Genomic DNA, 15,292 nt, shown 5'->3' with positions numbered 1-15,292 from the left:
ACGGGTCGCTTCAGGCGACCAGCTGAACCACGCCCTGGTCGATATAGCGCCGCGCGGCCTTCTGGGCCTCGGCGATCTCCTCGCGCTCCATCTCCATGCTCATCTCGCGGCGATAGACGCGCGCCTCGATCGAGCCCTTCATGGCCGCCAGGTTGAAGATCATGTGGGCCGACACCCGGTCCATCGGGCAACCGCCCGATCCGGCCGAATACATCATGCCCAGTTTGAACAGGTCGTCGCCGGACATGTCCGGGGTCGGCAGCGGCAGACCGTCTTGCGGGGCCTGCAGGTCGTGCGCCAATTCTTGCGCGGTCATCACCGTATCTCCTGATCGGGCGCCATTCTGGGCCCGCCTCTGAGACGCCATCAAATACCCGTGGTTTGAAGTTAAAGTTAACGGGCGAATGGGTCGTGCCGACTTTTCAGTAAAGCAGGGATGAATACTTCTCGCGGAATTCAGGCTTCGGAAATCTCTTGGAAATCTTTCGTTTACGACTACCCGCATCGCGCAGACGCCCGCCGCGATGCGGTCTCGCAAACCTGACGCGATCGTTCAGCGGGCGTTCAGGCGCAAAATCCGACCTTCAACGTCATTAACGGGTCTGTTCGGCATCTCCGTCGTCGGCCCAGAATGGAGCACGAAGATGAACCGCCTCACCAAGGCCGCCGTCGTCGCCATCGCCCTGTCGACCACGGCCGTGCCGATGCTCGTCCAGGCGCAGGATCGCGACCGCCGCGAATATCGCCAGGATCGCCGCGACGACCGCCGCGATTTCCGCCAGGATCGCCGCGACGACAACCGCGACTGGCGCAACGGCCGTTACGACAATCGCCAGGACTATCGTCAGGACCGCCGCGACGACCGTCGTGACTATCGGGCCGAACGCCGTGACGACCGCCGCGACTGGCGCAACGACCGCTGGGATCGCAACAACAGCAACTGGTGGCGCGGGCGCTCCGACTTCCGCGGCTACAATGGTCCGCGCGCGGGCTACTGGTATGCGCCCAGCTATGGCTACTACCGCGTCGAGCCACGCTACAGCGGCTATCGCTGGCGCACGGGCGGCTACCTGCCCCACCAGTATCGCAGCTACTATGTCCGCGACCCCTATGTTTACGGCCTTCGCCAAGCCCCCCGCGGCTATCGCTACGTCCACGCCGGCAACGACATCCTGTTGATCGCCGTCGCCAGCGGCCTGATCGCCAGCGTCCTGTCGGGCGTCTACTAGACCGCGCGACAGATCGACCTCTCGAACCCCGCAGGCCTTGTCTGCGGGGTTCTGTTTTTCAGGCAGAGCCTTGATTGCGAACGATGTTCAGCCTGGGTTCATCGCCACCGGCCGATCATCACCCCAAGCCGCCGGAGAACCGGCGTGCAGGAACCAAAGACCATGAAACGCCTCCTGATGGCTTTCACCGCCATCGCCGCCGTCTCCGGCCCGCTCGCAGCACCCGTTCAGGCCCTGGCCCAGGACCAGGCTCAACAAGAGCAACCGCGACGCGAAGGTCGCGCCCGAGGCATGAACCGCCCGGAACGTCCCCAGATGGGCCGTGAGGACGCGCCGCGCCAACCGCGTGCTGAGCGCCCCAGCCGACCTGAAAACACCGCGCCCCGCCCCGAGCGGCCGTCCGGTGGCGAGCGCCCTGACCGCCCCAGCACAGGCGGGCAGCGCCCGGATCGTCCCCAAGGCGGCTTCAACCGCCCCGACCGGCCGAACACGGGCGGCGAACGTCCCGAACGGCCCGAAGGCGGCTGGAACCGGCCCGACCGTCCGAACACGGGTGGCCAACGCCCGGATCGCCCCGACCGTCCCAACACCGGCGGCCAACGCCCCGACCGGCCCGAGGGTGGCTGGAACCGGCCTGACCGCCCCAATACGGGCGGCCAACGCCCCGGCCGTCCTGACGGCGGATGGAACCGTCCTGATCGCCCCAGCACTGGCGGCCAACGCCCGGATCGTCCCGGCAGCGGATGGAACCGGCCCGACCGTCCCAACGCCGGCGGTCAACGTCCTGACCGCCCCGGCTCGGGCTGGAACCGGCCGGACCGTGATCGCCAGCACCGCGAGTTCCGCCAGCGCTTCAACGCTGACCAGTGGCGTCGTGACTTCTATCGCAACCACCGCTCGGACTGGTGGAGGAACGACAACCGCTTCAGAGGCTACAGCGGCGTCCGCGCCGGCTTCTATTTCGCGCCGGGCTGGGGCTACTACAGCGTCCCGCGCTCCTATTGGAACCGCACATGGTCTGTCGGCCAGTATCTGCCCGACACCTTCTGGCGCTATCAGTTGAACGACTGGCGCACCTATGGCCTGGGCTATCCGCCCGAGGGCACGCGCTGGGTTTCCGTCGACAACACCATCTATCTGATCGACGAATACGACGGCTATATTGTCGACGTCATCCGTGACGCTTGGCGCTGGTGACCGCCTGACGATTTCGAACCTTCAGCCCGACGGCCCCCGGCCGTCGGGCTTTTTCGTAACTTGGCGCACCGGCGCACGCCCAACCATGGCCCTCTCGTGACCTGGGCGAGTGCGCCGTGATCCCCGACGCGACTGTATCGGCCTGTATCCGCGCCCCGACGCGAAGGCGTGTCACAAGATTATCGAAAGACGACACCCAGCATAGAGCTCCCAGAACTACTCCACGGGCCGGGGACGAAAATCGGCCTCGTTAGGGTCCGAGCCTGCTTGTCGTTGTCATCCCCGACGACGCCCGAACGCCTTCAAGACGCACTTTCACGTAAAGGATATTCCCCAATGAAGATCGCCTTGACCGCCTTGGCCTCCTCGCTGTTGCTGGCCGGCGCCGCGACGGCTCAGCAAGCCCCGACCGCGCCTCCCCCGCCGCCCCCGCCGGTCGATCAGCAGACGCCGCAAGATCCCGCTCCCCCGCCGACGTGGGATCCGAACGCCCCGACGCCGCCCGCGCCGCCGGCTCCCCCGCCCGTCGAGGAACCTGCGCCGCCGCCGCCCCCCGAGCCGACGGAGCCCACCGATCCGGATGCGCCGGTCCCGCCGGCTCCCCCCGAACCGCCGACCCCGCCCACGCCCACGCCGCCCTCGGCCTGAGCCCAAAACTGAAAAGGCCCGGAGAGCGATTTCCGGGCCTTTTTAGTTGAACGCGTCGCTCAAGCAGCGAGCGACCGCGTCGCGAGCGTTAGCGACCAACTAGGGGTTTGGGGGCCGCAGCCCCCAAGCATCAAAGACCCAGCTTGGCCTTCAGGATGTCGTTGACCGCCGCCGGATTGGCCTTGCCGCCCGTGGCCTTCATGACCTGACCGACGAACCAGCCGATGGCTTGGGGCTTGTCGGCCACGGCCGCCGCCTTGTCCGGGTTGGCGGCGATGATCTCGTCCACGGCCTTCTCGATGGCCCCGGTGTCGGTGACCTGTTTCAGGCCGTGCTTCTCGACGACCTCGGCCGGCGAACCCTCGCCGTTCCAGACGTGATCGAACACTTCCTTTGCGATCTTGGACGAGATGACGTTGGTCTCGATCAGCTCGACCAGTTGCGCCACATGCGCCGCAGGCAGCGTGTTCTCGCTGAAGTCCTTATTGTCGGCCGCCAGACGGGCCGAGACCTCGTTCGTGACCCAGTTCGACACCAGCTTGGCGTCGCGTCCCTTGGCGGCGGCCTCGAAATAGTCCGCCTTGGCCTGTTCGGAGATCAGCACGATGGCGTCGTACTGAGACAGGCCATATTGGCTTATCAGCCGTTTGCGCTTGTCGTCCGGCAACTCAGGCAGGGACGCCTTGATCTCGGCGATCCAGGCCTCTTCCAGGTCCAGCGGCAACAGGTCGGGATCCGGGAAATAGCGATAGTCCTGCGCCTCTTCCTTGGACCGCATCGAGCGCGTCTCGCCGGCCGTCGGGTCGTACAGGCGCGTCTCCTGAGTGATCGAGCCGCCGTCCTCCAGAATCTCGATCTGGCGGCGCGCCTCGTACTGGATCGCCTGGGAGATGAAGCGGAACGAGTTGACGTTCTTGATCTCGCAGCGCGTGCCCAGGAAGCTGAAATCGCCGCTGGCCTTGAACTTCTCGTAGTTGCCCGCACGGCAGACCGAGACGTTCACGTCGGCGCGCAGATTGCCCTTCTCCATGTCGCCGTCGCAGGTGCCCAGATAGATCAGGATGGTCCGGATCTTCTTGACGTAGGCGACCGCCTCTTCCGGCGTGCGCAGATCGGGGCGCGAGACGATCTCCATCAGGGCCGTACCGGCGCGGTTCAGGTCGACATAGCTCTCGGTCGGCGACAGGTCGTGGATCAGCTTGCCCGCATCCTGCTCCAGGTGCAGCCGCTCGATGCCGACGTTGAAGAAGCTGCCGTCCTCGGCCTCCACCTCGACCACGCCTTCGCCGACGATGGGGTAATAGAGCTGGCTGATCTGATAGCCAGTCGGCAGATCGGGATAGAAGTAGTTCTTGCGGTCGAACTGGCTGCGCTTGTTGATCTGCGCGCGCAGGCCCAGGCCGGTCTTCACCGCCTGTTCGACGCAGTGCTTGTTCAGGGTCGGCAGCATGCCGGGGAAGCCGGCGTCCACCAGCGAGACCTGTTCGTTCGGCCCCGCGCCGAAGCCGACGGCGGCGCCGGAGAACAGCTTGGCCTTCGACGCCACCTGGGCGTGGATTTCCAGCCCCATGACGATTTCCCAATCGCCGGTGCGGCCTTGAATGAGTTTGGAGGCGTCGGCAGTTTTCGTGTCTATCATGACCCTTATTAGCGCTATCTGTCGTCGTTTCGGAACGGCAAAAATGACCTGATCACATGACTTTAAATGCGGCGTCTTTCCGCCCCTTACGGAATCCTGTGATGCTTCCGTCTTGAGACACCTTAATGCCCAAGCCAACCTTGCTTAGCGCCTTTGCGGCTGCCAGCCGTCCACCACCGGTACTGCCGCCGTCAATTTTGAGAATAGCTCCTATCGCCAGCACTTGACCAGAGTGGGATAAGACAGTTGCTCCGTCGATAGCCGCCAATTCTTGCCTCAACCTCCGATCCAGCTGAGTGTAGGTTCGGCTACCTATAATCTTCTTCAGAGTTTGGGATTTACTAGACGTAGGAACGGATAAATAGTCGTCTTTATGTACAACCACTTCTTTCCATTTTTGTCGATCGTCAAAACCGACAACCCCAATGCATGCACCAGTTCTCGCGAATGAGGCATCAAGGCAGGTTTCATAGATCGCTTTTCTAAGTTGAGTATCCTTAGGGATACCCATCTGCATTATTACTGGATCATGAGTCAAAAAATGCCATTGCCCGGAGCGTCGGGCAAATAGCAGCTCTTGATTTCGAAATATGAGAACCTCCCCCAACCTATTCAGGGATAACGCTACACGAGTTTCTTTCTTTGTCGTCCACTCGGCGATGTAGGCCTGACGGAGCGGACAATAAGATGGCACCGAACCTGACGTGGATAAGTTACTTTGATGCGAAACAAGACGCCCCGAAAAATCGAACTCTAACAACGTGTCAAATCCGTTGCTTATAACGGCTCCAAAGTCTGATTTTGAAAGCTCTTCTAGTGTAATTCCGTCGGATTGGGGCAGATTTCGGAACCCAATCGACGCTGATATTGGGGCGCCTTCATAGAGACGATTGCCCCAATGGGCTAGCCGATCAATACCATTGAGAATCAATGACTCTCTCGCAGCCCCTTGAACTGCCCTAGCCACAACCCTTCGCTGGAAGGTGGAGAGCAAATCATGCCGTAGGTCAGAAGCCAGCTGTGATGCCATCCCACCCACGATATCCACAAAGGCTTGAACAACTTGATATTCTGTGAGCGTTACTTCTCCCGGCTGCGCAAAACGCTGCGGACGCGTCAATATTAAACGATAATTGTCACTACGCTCTACTTTGAAAGCTATGGACATTGGATCGCGCCAAGCGACCAACTGGGAGCTCGTCTTTTTATCGATAGCAGGCGTCAAATAGGCACCCGAAAACAAGGGCACCAAGTATTGGTTGGCAATCTCTCTTAGAAGCTGTTCTTGCATGGCACTCCCCCTCGATTCGGGAATGCTAAACTCCTGGTTGAGAAATCACCACCACTGCCCCGGCTTGGCCGTGAAGCCCGCCGCCTGTTCCAGCACGGCGCCGACCTGGAACACTGTCGCCTCGTCCAGCGCCTTGCCGATGACCTGCAGACCCAGCGGCAACCCACCGGCGTCGACGCCCGCCGGCACCGAGATGCCCGGCAGGCCGGCCAGGTTGGTCGTGACCGTGAAGACGTCGTTCAGATACATGGTCAGCGGATCGATCTGCTTGTCCCCCAGAGCAAAGGCGGCCGACGGCGTCGACGGCGTCAGGATGGCGTCCACCTGGCCCCAGACATTGTCGAAGTCCTCGGCGATGCGGCGACGAACCTTTAGGGCGCGGACGTAATAGGCGTCGTAGAAGCCGGCCGACAGTACATAGGCACCGATGGTCAGGCGACGCTGGACCTCCTTGCCGAAGCCCTCGGCGCGCGAGGTGGCGTAGAGGTCGTCCAGCGAGCTGAATTGATCCGCCCGGTGCCCGAACCGCATCCCGTCATAGCGAGCCAGGTTGGACGAGGCCTCGGCCGGCGCGACGATATAATAGGTCGGCAGGGCGTATTTGGTGTGCGGCAGGCTGATCTCGACGATCTCGCAGCCCGCGTCCTTCAGCCAGGCCACGCCCTGGTCCCACAGGGCCTGGATCTCGGCGGGCATGCCGTCCACGACATATTCGCGCGGCACGCCGATGCGCAGCCCCTTGACCGACTTGCCGACCGACTGGGTCCAGTCGGGCGTCGGGACGTCGAGGCTGGTGGAGTCCTTGGCGTCGAACGAGCACATGGATTGCAGCAGCAGGGCCGCGTCCTCGACCGTCTTGGTGATCGGTCCGGCCTGGTCCAGCGAACTGGCGAAGGCCACCATGCCGAAGCGGCTGGCGCGGCCATAGGTGGGCTTGATCCCGACCGTGCCGGTGAAGGCGGCGGGCTGGCGGATCGAGCCGCCGGTGTCGGACGCGGTGGCGGCCAGGCACAGGTCGGCGGCGACGGCCGAGGCCGAACCGCCCGACGATCCGCCCGGCGTCAGATTGGCGTTGGAACCAGTCGATTTCCACGGGTTCTTGACCGGACCGAAGGCCGAGGTCTCGTTCGACGAACCCATGGCGAATTCGTCCATGTTCAGCTTGCCCAGCATGACCGCCCCGTCGCGCCACAGATTGGCGGTGACGGTCGATTCATACGGCGGCACGAAGCCGCGCAGCATGTTGGAGCCGGCCGTGGTCTGCACGCCCTCGGTGCAGAACAGGTCCTTGATGCCCAGCGGCGCGCCTTCCAGCACCCCGCCCTCGCCGGCGGCGATGCGGGCGTCGGACGCGCGGGCCATGTCCATGGCCTTGTCCGCCGTCACCTCGACATAGGCGTTCAGGGTCGGATTGGCGGCCTCGATCTTGGTCAGGAAGGCCTGGGTGATCTCGGCCGAGGAGAAGTCCTTGGCCTTCAGGCCGTCGACGGCGCCCTTCAGGGTCAGTTTGGTCAGGTCACTCATGACTATTCGACCACCTTGGGCACGACGAAGAAGCCGTCGGCCGACTTCGGGGCGTTGGACAGGACGGCGTCGATCTTGCCGCCGTCGGTGACCACGTCTTCGCGCAGGCGCAGGGGCTGGGCGACATTCGAGGTCATGGGCTCGACGCCGTCGACATCGACCTCGTTCAGCTGTTCGATCCACTGCAGGATGCCGTTCAGCTCCTGGGCCAGCGGCTCCAGCCGATCCTCGGGGGTCTTGATGCGGGCGAGATGCGCAACCTTGCGCACCGTCGCAGCGTCGATGGCCATGCGGCCCTCCAATGCACGTCGATAGGGAATGTATCGGCGGGATTAGCCTTCCGACCTCGGATTCACAAGGTGACGGCTTTGACTTCCGCCGGTTTGCGGCCTACCGCCCGCCCGTGCCCGTTCTCGACCTCCTCGACCTGCCCGCCGCCTGCCCGCCCGACACGCCGTGGATGGGACTTGATCTGGGCGAGAAGACCATCGGCGTCGCCGTGTCGGACGCCACGCGTCTGATCGCTTCGCCGCTGGAACTGATCCGCAAGTCCAAGTTCACGCTGGAGGCCGAACAGCTGTTCAAGCTGATGGCCCATCGCAAGGTCTCGGCCCTGGTGATCGGCCTGCCCGCCAATATGGACGGAACCGAGGGGCCGCGCGCCCAGTCGTGCCGCGCCTTCGCCCGCAATCTGGAGCGGCTGCGGTCGATCAACGTCGCCTTCTGGGACGAGCGGCTGTCCACCAGCGCGGTCGAGCGGTTTCTGATCGAGGACCTGGACCTGAACCGCAAGCGCCGGGCGCAGGTCGTGGACCGCACCGCCGCCGCCTGGATTCTGCAAGGGGCGCTGGATCGAGTGCGGGATCAGGCGACCTGGGTTTGACGGGGCTGATCGCCGGCGTCCTGCCGGTCTTTCTGATGATCGCCCTCGGCTATGGGCTGCGAAAATCCGGCTTCCTGCCCGACGAGGCCTGGCGGCCGATCGAGAAGCTGTCGATCAACATCTTCTATCCCAGCTTCCTGATCCCCGCGATCTGGCACGCGGACCTGGCCGGCGGCGGGGCGACGGTGGCAGGGGCGGCGGCGGTGGGGGCGACGCTGATCGTGGCGGCGGCGACCCTGGCGGCCAAGCCCCTGATCACCCTGGACGGCCCGGCCTACACCAGCGTCTTCCAGGGGGTGATCCGCTGGAACAGCTTCGTCTTCGTGCCGGTGATCCAGTCGGTCTATGGCTCGGAGGGCACCGCGCTTGCCGCCGTCGCCATCGCCTTCATCATTCCCGTCACCAATATCGCCTGTGTGGCGGTGCTGGCCAAATGGGGGTCGTTGCGGCGCGAACCGTCGGCCCTGGGGCTGGCGAAGTCGATGCTCGCCAATCCGATCCTGCTGGCCTGTCTGATCGGACTGGCGCTGAACCTGTTGCGCGTGCCCCTGATACCCGGCCTGTCGGACGCGATGGACCTACTGGGCGCCGCCGCATTGCCGCTGGGGCTGATCGTCGCCGGGGCGGGGCTGTCGTTTGCCGAGGTCAAGCGAAGCCGCACCACCATCGCCGCCGTGACCCTGGTCAAACTGGGGGTCATGCCGCCCCTGATGTGGTTCATCGCCTGGGCCTTGGGCGGCGACAGCCTGGCCCAGGGCATCGCCCTGATCTGCGGCGCCGCGCCCGGATCGGCCGCCTCCTACATCCTGGCGCGTCAGATGGGCGGCGACGCGCCCCTGATCGCCGGCGTCATCGCCCTGACCACCGTGGGCAGCGCCGTGGTCATCCCCGTTCTTCTGGCGCTGTTCCATTTCGTCTGACTGACGCCCGACACTGGCGTTCAGACCGAGTCACGCCTATAGCCGCGTCTCGATGACCCAGCCCCAAGACGTCACCGACCAGACCATCCGCGACCGGCTGGTCCCGTTCCCGAAACCCCACTTCTTGGCCGCGTCGGACCTCAATCCGTTCGTCACGCCGCAGTTGCTGGATCTCGGCGACGCCTTCGTCGACTTCAATCGCCAGTCGTCCAAGGCGCTGGACCTGCTGCACGGCCGCACGGTCGTGAACCTGTTCTTCGAGAACTCGACCCGCACCAGTTCCTCGTTCGAGATCGCCGCCAAGCGGCTGGGCGCCGACGTCGTCACCATGCCGGTCGGCTCGTCCTCGGTGAAGAAGGGCGAGACCCTGATCGACACGGCGGTCACCCTGAACGCCATGAAACCCGACATTCTGGTCATCCGCCACTCGGCCTCGGGCGCGGCGGAACTGCTCAGCCAGAAGGTCGGCTGCGCCGTCGTCAACGCCGGGGACGGCCGCCACGAACACCCGACCCAGGCACTGCTGGACCTCTTGTCCATGCGCCGCGCCTTCGGCGATGTGACCAGCCTGACGGTCGCCATCTGCGGCGACATCACCCACAGCCGCGTGGCGCGGTCGAACGTCGCCCTGTTGCAGATGATGGGGGCGCGGGTGCGCCTGATCGGCCCGCCCACCCTGGTGCCCGGCGACGCCGACCGATGGGGCTGCGAGGTCTTCCACGACATGCGCGAGGGGCTGGCCGGCTGCGACGTGGTCATGATGCTGCGCCTTCAGTTGGAGCGGATGGCCGGCGCCCTGGTGCCCTCGACCCGCGAATATTTCCGCTTCTGGGGCCTGGATCGCGAGAAGCTGGCCTGGGCCAAGCCGGGGGCCCGGGTCATGCACCCCGGGCCGATGAACCGGGGGGTCGAGATCGATTCCGACGTCGCCGACGACCTGGACGTCTCGCTGATCCAGGATCAGGTCGAGATGGGCGTCGCCGCCCGCATGGCCGTGCTGGCCTCCCTGTCGGCCCGTTGGGGGGATAAGTGATGACGACGAACGCTCAAATCCTCCCCCGTTGGGGGAGGGGGACCGCGAAGCGGTGGAGGGGGCACGCCCCAGACACCCTGTTCGCGGCAGGCCCCCTCCACCACCCTTCGGGCGGTCCCCCTCCCCCAACGGGGGAGGATTTCCGATGAACACGCTCGCAATCATCAACGCCCGCCTGCTGGACCCCGCCACCGACTATGACGGTCCCGGCGGCGTCCTGATCGAGAATGGCCGCATCGTCCGCGTCGTTCACGGCGCATCGCCCATCGACGCCGACCAGACCATCGACGCCGACGGCCTGTGCTTGGCCCCCGGCCTGATCGACATCCGCGTCAAGACCGGCGAACCGGGCGCCGAGCCCAAGGAGACGCTGAAGTCGGCCAGTCTGGCCGCCGCCGCCGGGGGCGTAACCACCATCGTGGTCCAGCCCGACACCGACCCCGCCGTCGACGACCCGGCGATGATCGACTTCATCCAGCGGCGCGGCGCGGCCCTGAACTTGGTCAACGTCCGCGCTGCAGGCGCCGCGACCAAGGCCTTGGACGGCCAGCGCATGGCCGAGATCGGCCTGATGGACGAAGCCGGCGCCCTGTATTTCACCGACGGCGACAAGGTCATCGTCAACAGCCGTACTTTGCAACGGGTGATGAGCTACGCCGCCGCCTTCAACGCCCTGATCGCCTGCCGCCCGTCCGACCCCTGGCTGACGGAAGGCGCCGTCGCCGCCTCCGGCGAACTGGCCACGCGTCTGGGCCTGTCCGGCAGCCCGGCTATCGCCGAGCGCATCGGCCTGGAGCGCGACCTGGCCCTGGTCGAACAGACCGGCGCCCGGTTCCTGGTGGATCAGATTTCGACCGAGGGCGCGCTGGAGACCCTGGCCCGGGCGCGGGCCAAGGGACTGGAGGTCGCCGTCAGCGTCTCGATCAACCACCTGTGCTTCAACGAGGTGGATATCGGCGACTATCGCACCTTCTACCGGCTGGACCCGCCGCTGCGCTCCGAGGCCGATCGTCAGGCCCTGATCGAGGCGGTTCGCGAGGGGCTGATCGACGTCATCACCTCGGCCCACGCCCCCGCCCCCGCCGAGGACAAGCGCCGTCCCTTCGCCGAGGCCGCGCCCGGCGCCATCGGCCTGGAAACCCTGCTGCCCGCCGCCCTGACCCTGCACCACGAGGACGGGCTGGACCTGCTGGACGTGCTCCGTCCCCTGACCCAGGGCCCCGCCGTCCTGCTGGGCCTCGACGCCGGGGTGCTGGCCGAAGGCGCCCCCGCCGACCTGGTCCTGTTCGACCTCGGCGCGCCGATCATCGTCGACGCCGACGCCCTGCACTCCAAATCCAAGAACTCCCCGTTCGATGGCCGCAGGCTCCAGGGCAAGGTGATCGGAACCTGGGTGGGCGGCCGCAAGGTTCACTGAACTCAAAAAACCCCGTCACCCTCGGGCTTGTCCCGAGGGCCCACGCCTGACAACACTTCGCTCATGGAACGAGGTCTGGTCGCCGTCTACATCATGACGAACGGCATACGCGGCACTCTGTATGTCGGCGTGACCAGCGATCTGTACAGGCGCGTCAGCGAACATCAGGCAGGCGCAATCCCCGGCTTTACGAAGGATCACGACCTCAAACGCCTGGTCTGGTTCGAACCTCACGAGCTGATTGTCAGCGCGATTCGACGCGAGAAGGCGATCAAACGCTATCTGCGAGATTGGAAGATCAATCTGATCGAGCGCGACAATCCGAACTGGGACGATTTGTCCCTGGTCTGGAATGCGCCGCCAGTCTGGTGGCATGGGCCGGAGCAGCACGGTTGATGCCGGCGACAGGCTAACCGTAGGCCCTCGGGACGAGCCCGAGGGTGACGGATATGTTGTTTAGAGCACCCGCTCGCACGTCGCCGCCTTGGCCAGCTCGGCGCCCAGCACCGACTTGACCGCCAGCGGCGTGTCGGTGGCGATCACGGTCACGCCCTGGCGCGCTAGGTCGCGGTATTCCGACACGTCGCCATCGGCGGCGTAGCGGTCGTCGCGGCGCACGCCTTCCCGGCCCAGGGTGCCGAACTGCACCTCGACGCCGGCCTCACGCAGCGCGCGCCACAGGGCCGGCCGTTCCTCGCGCGTGCCGGTCCAGGCCAGGATTTGCGGCGCGTTCAGCCCTTGCAGATCGTCCACGCCGCTCAGTCCGGCCGAGATCATCATCTCCGGCGCCATGGCCGCCACGGCCCGCGCATCGGCCTCGTTATAGGTGATCAGGATCACCCGGTTTGACGCCCGCAACCGGCGCACCTGATCGATCACCGCCCGCGCCAGATCGACGGTCGTTTCGCCGTCTGCGGGTTTCAGATCGATGCTGGCGATGCCCCCGACGCGCCCGGCGGCGTCCAGCGCCTCGCCCAGGGTCGGCGGCGCGGCGCGGGTCAGGGCGCCGTTAGACGCCTTCAACCGCGCCTGTTTCACCTGCGCCAGGGTCAGGTCCGCGACCCGGCCGCGCCCGGTCGTCGTGCGGTCCATCGTGTCGTCGTGCATCAGCACCAACTGCCGGTCCTTGGTCAGGACGACATCTAGCTCAAGGATCGCATTGGGGATCGCCCGTCCCGTCGCCTCGATGGCGGCGATGGAGTTTTCAGGCTGATCCATGGCGGAGACCGCCCGGTGCGCCGAGATCGCCACGCCGCCGTCCCGGACGCAGTCGAAATAGGCCGCCATCGCCGGCCCGGCGGCGGGTTGCGTGAACGCCGGCGGCGCGCCAACACAACCTGCCGTGGACAACAGCAAAATCACGGCGGCGGCGGTGGGGATTCGGGTCATTGAGGCGCTCCGGCAAGTCGGACGGACCAGACGCTGCGCCGATCGTCGGGTCAAGAGGTCGGATCGCCCTTGCTCCGCAACGCTCGCCGACGCATTTTGCCGCAGCATTTCGCGGGGAGAGAATCAACGTGCAGGATCTGGTGGGCCCCGCGATCGGGACCTTGGCGCTGGTCGCGCTGGGCGGCTATCTGCTCGGCTCGATTCCGTTCGGCGTGGTGATCACCCGCGCGGCCGGCGCCGGCGACGTGCGCAATATCGGCTCGGGCAATATCGGCGCGACCAACGTCCTGCGCACGGGCCGCAAGGATCTGGCCCTGGCCACCCTGCTGCTGGACGCAGGCAAGGGCGCAGTCGCCCTGCTGATCGCCCGCCACCTGTTCGACAGCGAGGTCGCGGGCGCCGTCGCCGGCGGCGCGGCCTTCCTGGGCCATCTCTTTCCCGTCTGGCTGGGCTTCAAGGGCGGTAAGGGCGTCGCCACCTTCTATGGCCTGCTGCTCGCCGCCGCCTGGCCCCTGGGCCTGATGGCCGGGGCGGTCTGGCTGATCAGCGCCTTCGTCTTCCGCTATTCGTCGCTGGCCGCCCTGATCTCGGCGGCGACTGCCCCGCTGCTGGCCCTGCTGCCGCTCGCCGTCGTCGGCCTGCCGGTGGGTCTGCCCATCCTCGCCCTGACCGTTTTCGCCGCCGTCCTGATCTGGGTGCGTCACCACCAGAACATCGCCCGGCTGCTGAAGGGCGAGGAACCGCGCATCGGGGCCAAGAAGGCGTGAGCCTGAGCCCGGCCGAACGCTTTGCCCGGCTGCGGCTCGCCCGCACCGACCGCATCGGTCCCGTTACCTTCGCCCAACTCATCGACCGCTACGGGTCCGCCGCCAGCGCGCTGGACGCCCTGCCCGATCTGGTGCGCAAGTCCGGCGGCGCCTCCACGCCCCCGCCGGTCGAGGCGGTCGAGCGTGAACTGGCCGCCGGCGAAGCCATCGGCGCCCGCCTGCTGGTGCTGGGCGACGACGACTATCCCGAGATGCTGGCCGCGCTGGATCCGCCCCCGCCCATCCTGTGGACGCGCGGCCGTACCGACCTGCTGAACCACCCCTCGGTCGCCATCGTCGGCGCCCGCATCGCCTCTGCGGGCGGTCAGCGGATCGCGCGCGGCCTGGCGCAAGAGCTGGGTCAGGCCGGCCACGTCGTCGTCTCGGGCATGGCGCGCGGCATCGACGCCGCCGCCCACGAAGGAAGCATGGACACCGGGACCGTCGCCGTCCTGGGCGGCGGGGTGAACGACATCTATCCGCCCGAACACGCCGACCTCTACGCCCGCCTGACGGATCAGGGCTGCATCGTCTCCGAAAGCCCGGTCGGCGCTCGCGCCCAGGCGCGGGACTTCCCCCGCCGCAACCGCATCATCTCTGGTCTGTCGCGCGGCGTCGTGGTGGTCGAGGCCGAGATCAGGTCCGGCTCCCTGATCACCGCCCGCCTCGCCGCAGAACAGGGGCGCGACGTCTTCGCCGTGCCCGGCTCGCCGCTGGATCCCCGCGCGCGCGGCCCCAACGAGCTGCTGCGTCAGGGCGCCATCCTGTGCGAGGGGATCGACGACATCGACCGCGCCTTCAACACCCTGCGCACCCTGCGCGAGCCGCCTGCCGATCCGATGCGATTCGACGGCGATATCGACGACGCCTTCCTCGACTGCGTCGCCGCCCTGCTGTCTCCGACCCCGACGCCGCGCGACGAGATCGCCCGCGCCCTCAACATGCCCGTCTCCCAAGTCGCCGCCGCCCTGCTGGAACTCAGCCTGACCGGCCGCGCCGAACTGCTGCCCGGCGGTCTGGCGTCGATCTAGGCGGCCGGATGGCCCGCCACGCCCGCGACCTGTTCCAGCATCCCCGCCAGCCGGGCGTCGCCCTCGTCGCGCGCCAGCCGGGCCATTTCCAGCGCCATGGCGCCGATGTATTCCCGGGTAGGAAAGGCCGCCGCCTCTATGTCGGATCGGAACTCCGGCGCGCTCGCCGATTGGGGGTGTGCCGTCGCCATGATCGCCTCCGTTGTCAGAGACGCAATCTAATCGTGTTTCATTAAAACACAACTACCTTGGGCTGTAAGACGACAGGTGCGATTGACACACGGC

Annotated in this window: 17 protein-coding genes; 10 read left to right on the top strand and 7 right to left on the bottom strand. The window is 66.1% G+C overall.

The features are described from left to right. Positions 1-10: 10 nt before the first annotated feature. Positions 11-316 (bottom strand): sel1 repeat family protein, encoded by a 306-nt coding sequence (locus tag ACP7BH_RS01950; RefSeq protein WP_135195394.1) that lies wholly within the window; start codon positions 314-316, stop codon positions 11-13. Between the two features lie 328 nt (positions 317-644). Here ACP7BH_RS01950 and ACP7BH_RS01945 point away from each other — a divergent pair, with 328 nt between their 5' ends. From ACP7BH_RS01945 to ACP7BH_RS01935, 3 genes are all read left to right on the top strand, one after another. Beyond that, on the top strand, positions 645-1,229 hold the full coding sequence (locus ACP7BH_RS01945) for an RcnB family protein (RefSeq protein WP_425984173.1): 585 nt from the start codon (positions 645-647) through the stop codon (positions 1,227-1,229). Between the two features lie 162 nt (positions 1,230-1,391). After that, complete coding sequence (locus ACP7BH_RS01940) at positions 1,392-2,426, top strand: RcnB family protein (protein WP_425984175.1); 1,035 nt, start codon at positions 1,392-1,394, stop codon at positions 2,424-2,426. Positions 2,427-2,762: 336 nt separating this feature from the next. Then, entirely contained in the window at positions 2,763-3,074 is a 312-nt protein-coding gene (locus ACP7BH_RS01935) for a hypothetical protein (RefSeq protein ID WP_425984177.1), read from the top strand. A 130-nt stretch (positions 3,075-3,204) separates the two neighbouring features. On the opposite strand, the gene gatB is transcribed toward ACP7BH_RS01935, so the two are convergent. Genes gatB through gatC form a run of 4 tightly spaced genes read right to left on the bottom strand, consistent with a single transcriptional unit; the run spans position 3,205 to position 7,818 of the window. After that, positions 3,205-4,713, bottom strand: a complete 1,509-nt coding sequence (gene gatB, locus ACP7BH_RS01930; protein WP_425984179.1) for an Asp-tRNA(Asn)/Glu-tRNA(Gln) amidotransferase subunit GatB — start codon at positions 4,711-4,713, stop codon at positions 3,205-3,207. Between the two features lie 52 nt (positions 4,714-4,765). Then, positions 4,766-6,004 carry a hypothetical protein gene (locus ACP7BH_RS01925; RefSeq protein ID WP_425984181.1) on the bottom strand — a complete coding sequence of 413 codons (1,239 nt, stop codon included), beginning with the start codon at positions 6,002-6,004 and terminating at the stop codon, positions 4,766-4,768. Between the two features lie 45 nt (positions 6,005-6,049). Further along, a complete protein-coding gene (gatA, locus tag ACP7BH_RS01920) occupies positions 6,050-7,528 on the bottom strand; it encodes an Asp-tRNA(Asn)/Glu-tRNA(Gln) amidotransferase subunit GatA (RefSeq protein WP_425984182.1) in 1,479 nt (492 codons plus the stop codon). Between the two features lie 2 nt (positions 7,529-7,530). Continuing rightward, complete coding sequence (gatC, locus tag ACP7BH_RS01915) at positions 7,531-7,818, bottom strand: Asp-tRNA(Asn)/Glu-tRNA(Gln) amidotransferase subunit GatC (RefSeq protein WP_008261275.1); 288 nt, start codon at positions 7,816-7,818, stop codon at positions 7,531-7,533. Between the two features lie 113 nt (positions 7,819-7,931). Between gatC and ruvX the strand changes: the two genes are divergently transcribed. The 5 genes from ruvX to ACP7BH_RS01890 all read left to right on the top strand — a co-directional run bounded on the left by ruvX (position 7,932) and on the right by ACP7BH_RS01890 (position 12,177). Further along, the gene (gene ruvX, locus ACP7BH_RS01910; RefSeq protein ID WP_425984184.1) at positions 7,932-8,411 is read left to right on the top strand and encodes a Holliday junction resolvase RuvX; all 480 of its coding nucleotides are present in this window, start codon (positions 7,932-7,934) and stop codon (positions 8,409-8,411) included. Next, positions 8,408-9,331: an AEC family transporter gene (locus tag ACP7BH_RS01905; RefSeq protein WP_425984186.1), complete on the top strand. Its 924-nt coding sequence runs from the start codon at positions 8,408-8,410 to the stop codon at positions 9,329-9,331. The genes ruvX and ACP7BH_RS01905 overlap by 4 nt, the downstream gene beginning before the upstream one ends. Positions 9,332-9,383: 52 nt before the next feature. Then, complete coding sequence (locus tag ACP7BH_RS01900) at positions 9,384-10,364, top strand: aspartate carbamoyltransferase catalytic subunit (protein WP_425984188.1); 981 nt, start codon at positions 9,384-9,386, stop codon at positions 10,362-10,364. A 145-nt stretch (positions 10,365-10,509) separates the two neighbouring features. Beyond that, the gene (gene pyrC, locus ACP7BH_RS01895) at positions 10,510-11,781 is read left to right on the top strand and encodes a dihydroorotase (RefSeq protein ID WP_425984190.1); all 1,272 of its coding nucleotides are present in this window, start codon (positions 10,510-10,512) and stop codon (positions 11,779-11,781) included. A 63-nt stretch (positions 11,782-11,844) separates the two neighbouring features. Continuing rightward, positions 11,845-12,177, top strand: a complete 333-nt coding sequence (locus ACP7BH_RS01890) for a GIY-YIG nuclease family protein (RefSeq protein ID WP_425984192.1) — start codon at positions 11,845-11,847, stop codon at positions 12,175-12,177. Between the two features lie 60 nt (positions 12,178-12,237). Here ACP7BH_RS01890 and ACP7BH_RS01885 read toward each other — a convergent pair whose 3' ends face one another. Then, positions 12,238-13,170 (bottom strand): glycerophosphodiester phosphodiesterase family protein, encoded by a 933-nt coding sequence (locus ACP7BH_RS01885; protein WP_425984194.1) that lies wholly within the window; start codon positions 13,168-13,170, stop codon positions 12,238-12,240. Between the two features lie 128 nt (positions 13,171-13,298). Between ACP7BH_RS01885 and plsY the strand changes: the two genes are divergently transcribed. Both plsY and dprA read left to right on the top strand, forming a co-directional pair. Next, positions 13,299-13,937 carry a glycerol-3-phosphate 1-O-acyltransferase PlsY gene (plsY, locus tag ACP7BH_RS01880; RefSeq protein ID WP_425984196.1) on the top strand — a complete coding sequence of 213 codons (639 nt, stop codon included), beginning with the start codon at positions 13,299-13,301 and terminating at the stop codon, positions 13,935-13,937. Further along, a complete protein-coding gene (gene dprA, locus ACP7BH_RS01875) occupies positions 13,934-15,007 on the top strand; it encodes a DNA-processing protein DprA (protein WP_425984198.1) in 1,074 nt (357 codons plus the stop codon). The genes plsY and dprA overlap by 4 nt, the downstream gene beginning before the upstream one ends. On the opposite strand, the gene ACP7BH_RS01870 is transcribed toward dprA, so the two are convergent. Then, on the bottom strand, positions 15,004-15,198 hold the full coding sequence (locus ACP7BH_RS01870) for a hypothetical protein (RefSeq protein ID WP_425984200.1): 195 nt from the start codon (positions 15,196-15,198) through the stop codon (positions 15,004-15,006). The two genes, dprA and ACP7BH_RS01870, sit on opposite strands and share 4 nt — an antisense overlap. Positions 15,199-15,292 lie beyond the last annotated feature (94 nt).

The organism is Brevundimonas sp. TWP2-1 (assembly GCF_049897645.1).
In the GTDB taxonomy this organism is placed as follows: Bacteria; Pseudomonadota; Alphaproteobacteria; order Caulobacterales; family Caulobacteraceae; genus Brevundimonas.
Note: the sequence above shows the minus strand (reverse complement) of the source record. Positions and strands in the feature narration are given on the sequence as shown.

What these genes read in the sequence shown, in the direction of transcription:
- pyrC (WP_425984190.1), top strand. Translation starts at nt 10,510, where the DNA reads ATGAACACGCTCGCAATCATCAACGCCCGCCTGCTGGACCCCGCCACC.
- ACP7BH_RS01900 (WP_425984188.1), top strand. Translation starts at nt 9,384, where the DNA reads ATGACCCAGCCCCAAGACGTCACCGACCAGACCATCCGCGACCGGCTG.
- ACP7BH_RS01890 (WP_425984192.1), top strand. Translation starts at nt 11,845, where the DNA reads ATGGAACGAGGTCTGGTCGCCGTCTACATCATGACGAACGGCATACGC.
- ACP7BH_RS01940 (WP_425984175.1), top strand. Translation starts at nt 1,392, where the DNA reads ATGAAACGCCTCCTGATGGCTTTCACCGCCATCGCCGCCGTCTCCGGC.
- ACP7BH_RS01935 (WP_425984177.1), top strand. Translation starts at nt 2,763, where the DNA reads ATGAAGATCGCCTTGACCGCCTTGGCCTCCTCGCTGTTGCTGGCCGGC.
- ACP7BH_RS01950 (WP_135195394.1), bottom strand. Translation starts at nt 316, where the DNA reads ATGACCGCGCAAGAATTGGCGCACGACCTGCAGGCCCCGCAAGACGGT.
- gatA (WP_425984182.1), bottom strand. Translation starts at nt 7,528, where the DNA reads ATGAGTGACCTGACCAAACTGACCCTGAAGGGCGCCGTCGACGGCCTG.
- ACP7BH_RS01945 (WP_425984173.1), top strand. Translation starts at nt 645, where the DNA reads ATGAACCGCCTCACCAAGGCCGCCGTCGTCGCCATCGCCCTGTCGACC.
- ACP7BH_RS01885 (WP_425984194.1), bottom strand. Translation starts at nt 13,170, where the DNA reads ATGACCCGAATCCCCACCGCCGCCGCCGTGATTTTGCTGTTGTCCACG.
- gatC (WP_008261275.1), bottom strand. Translation starts at nt 7,818, where the DNA reads ATGGCCATCGACGCTGCGACGGTGCGCAAGGTTGCGCATCTCGCCCGC.
- gatB (WP_425984179.1), bottom strand. Translation starts at nt 4,713, where the DNA reads ATGATAGACACGAAAACTGCCGACGCCTCCAAACTCATTCAAGGCCGC.
- ACP7BH_RS01870 (WP_425984200.1), bottom strand. Translation starts at nt 15,198, where the DNA reads ATGGCGACGGCACACCCCCAATCGGCGAGCGCGCCGGAGTTCCGATCC.
- ACP7BH_RS01925 (WP_425984181.1), bottom strand. Translation starts at nt 6,004, where the DNA reads ATGCAAGAACAGCTTCTAAGAGAGATTGCCAACCAATACTTGGTGCCC.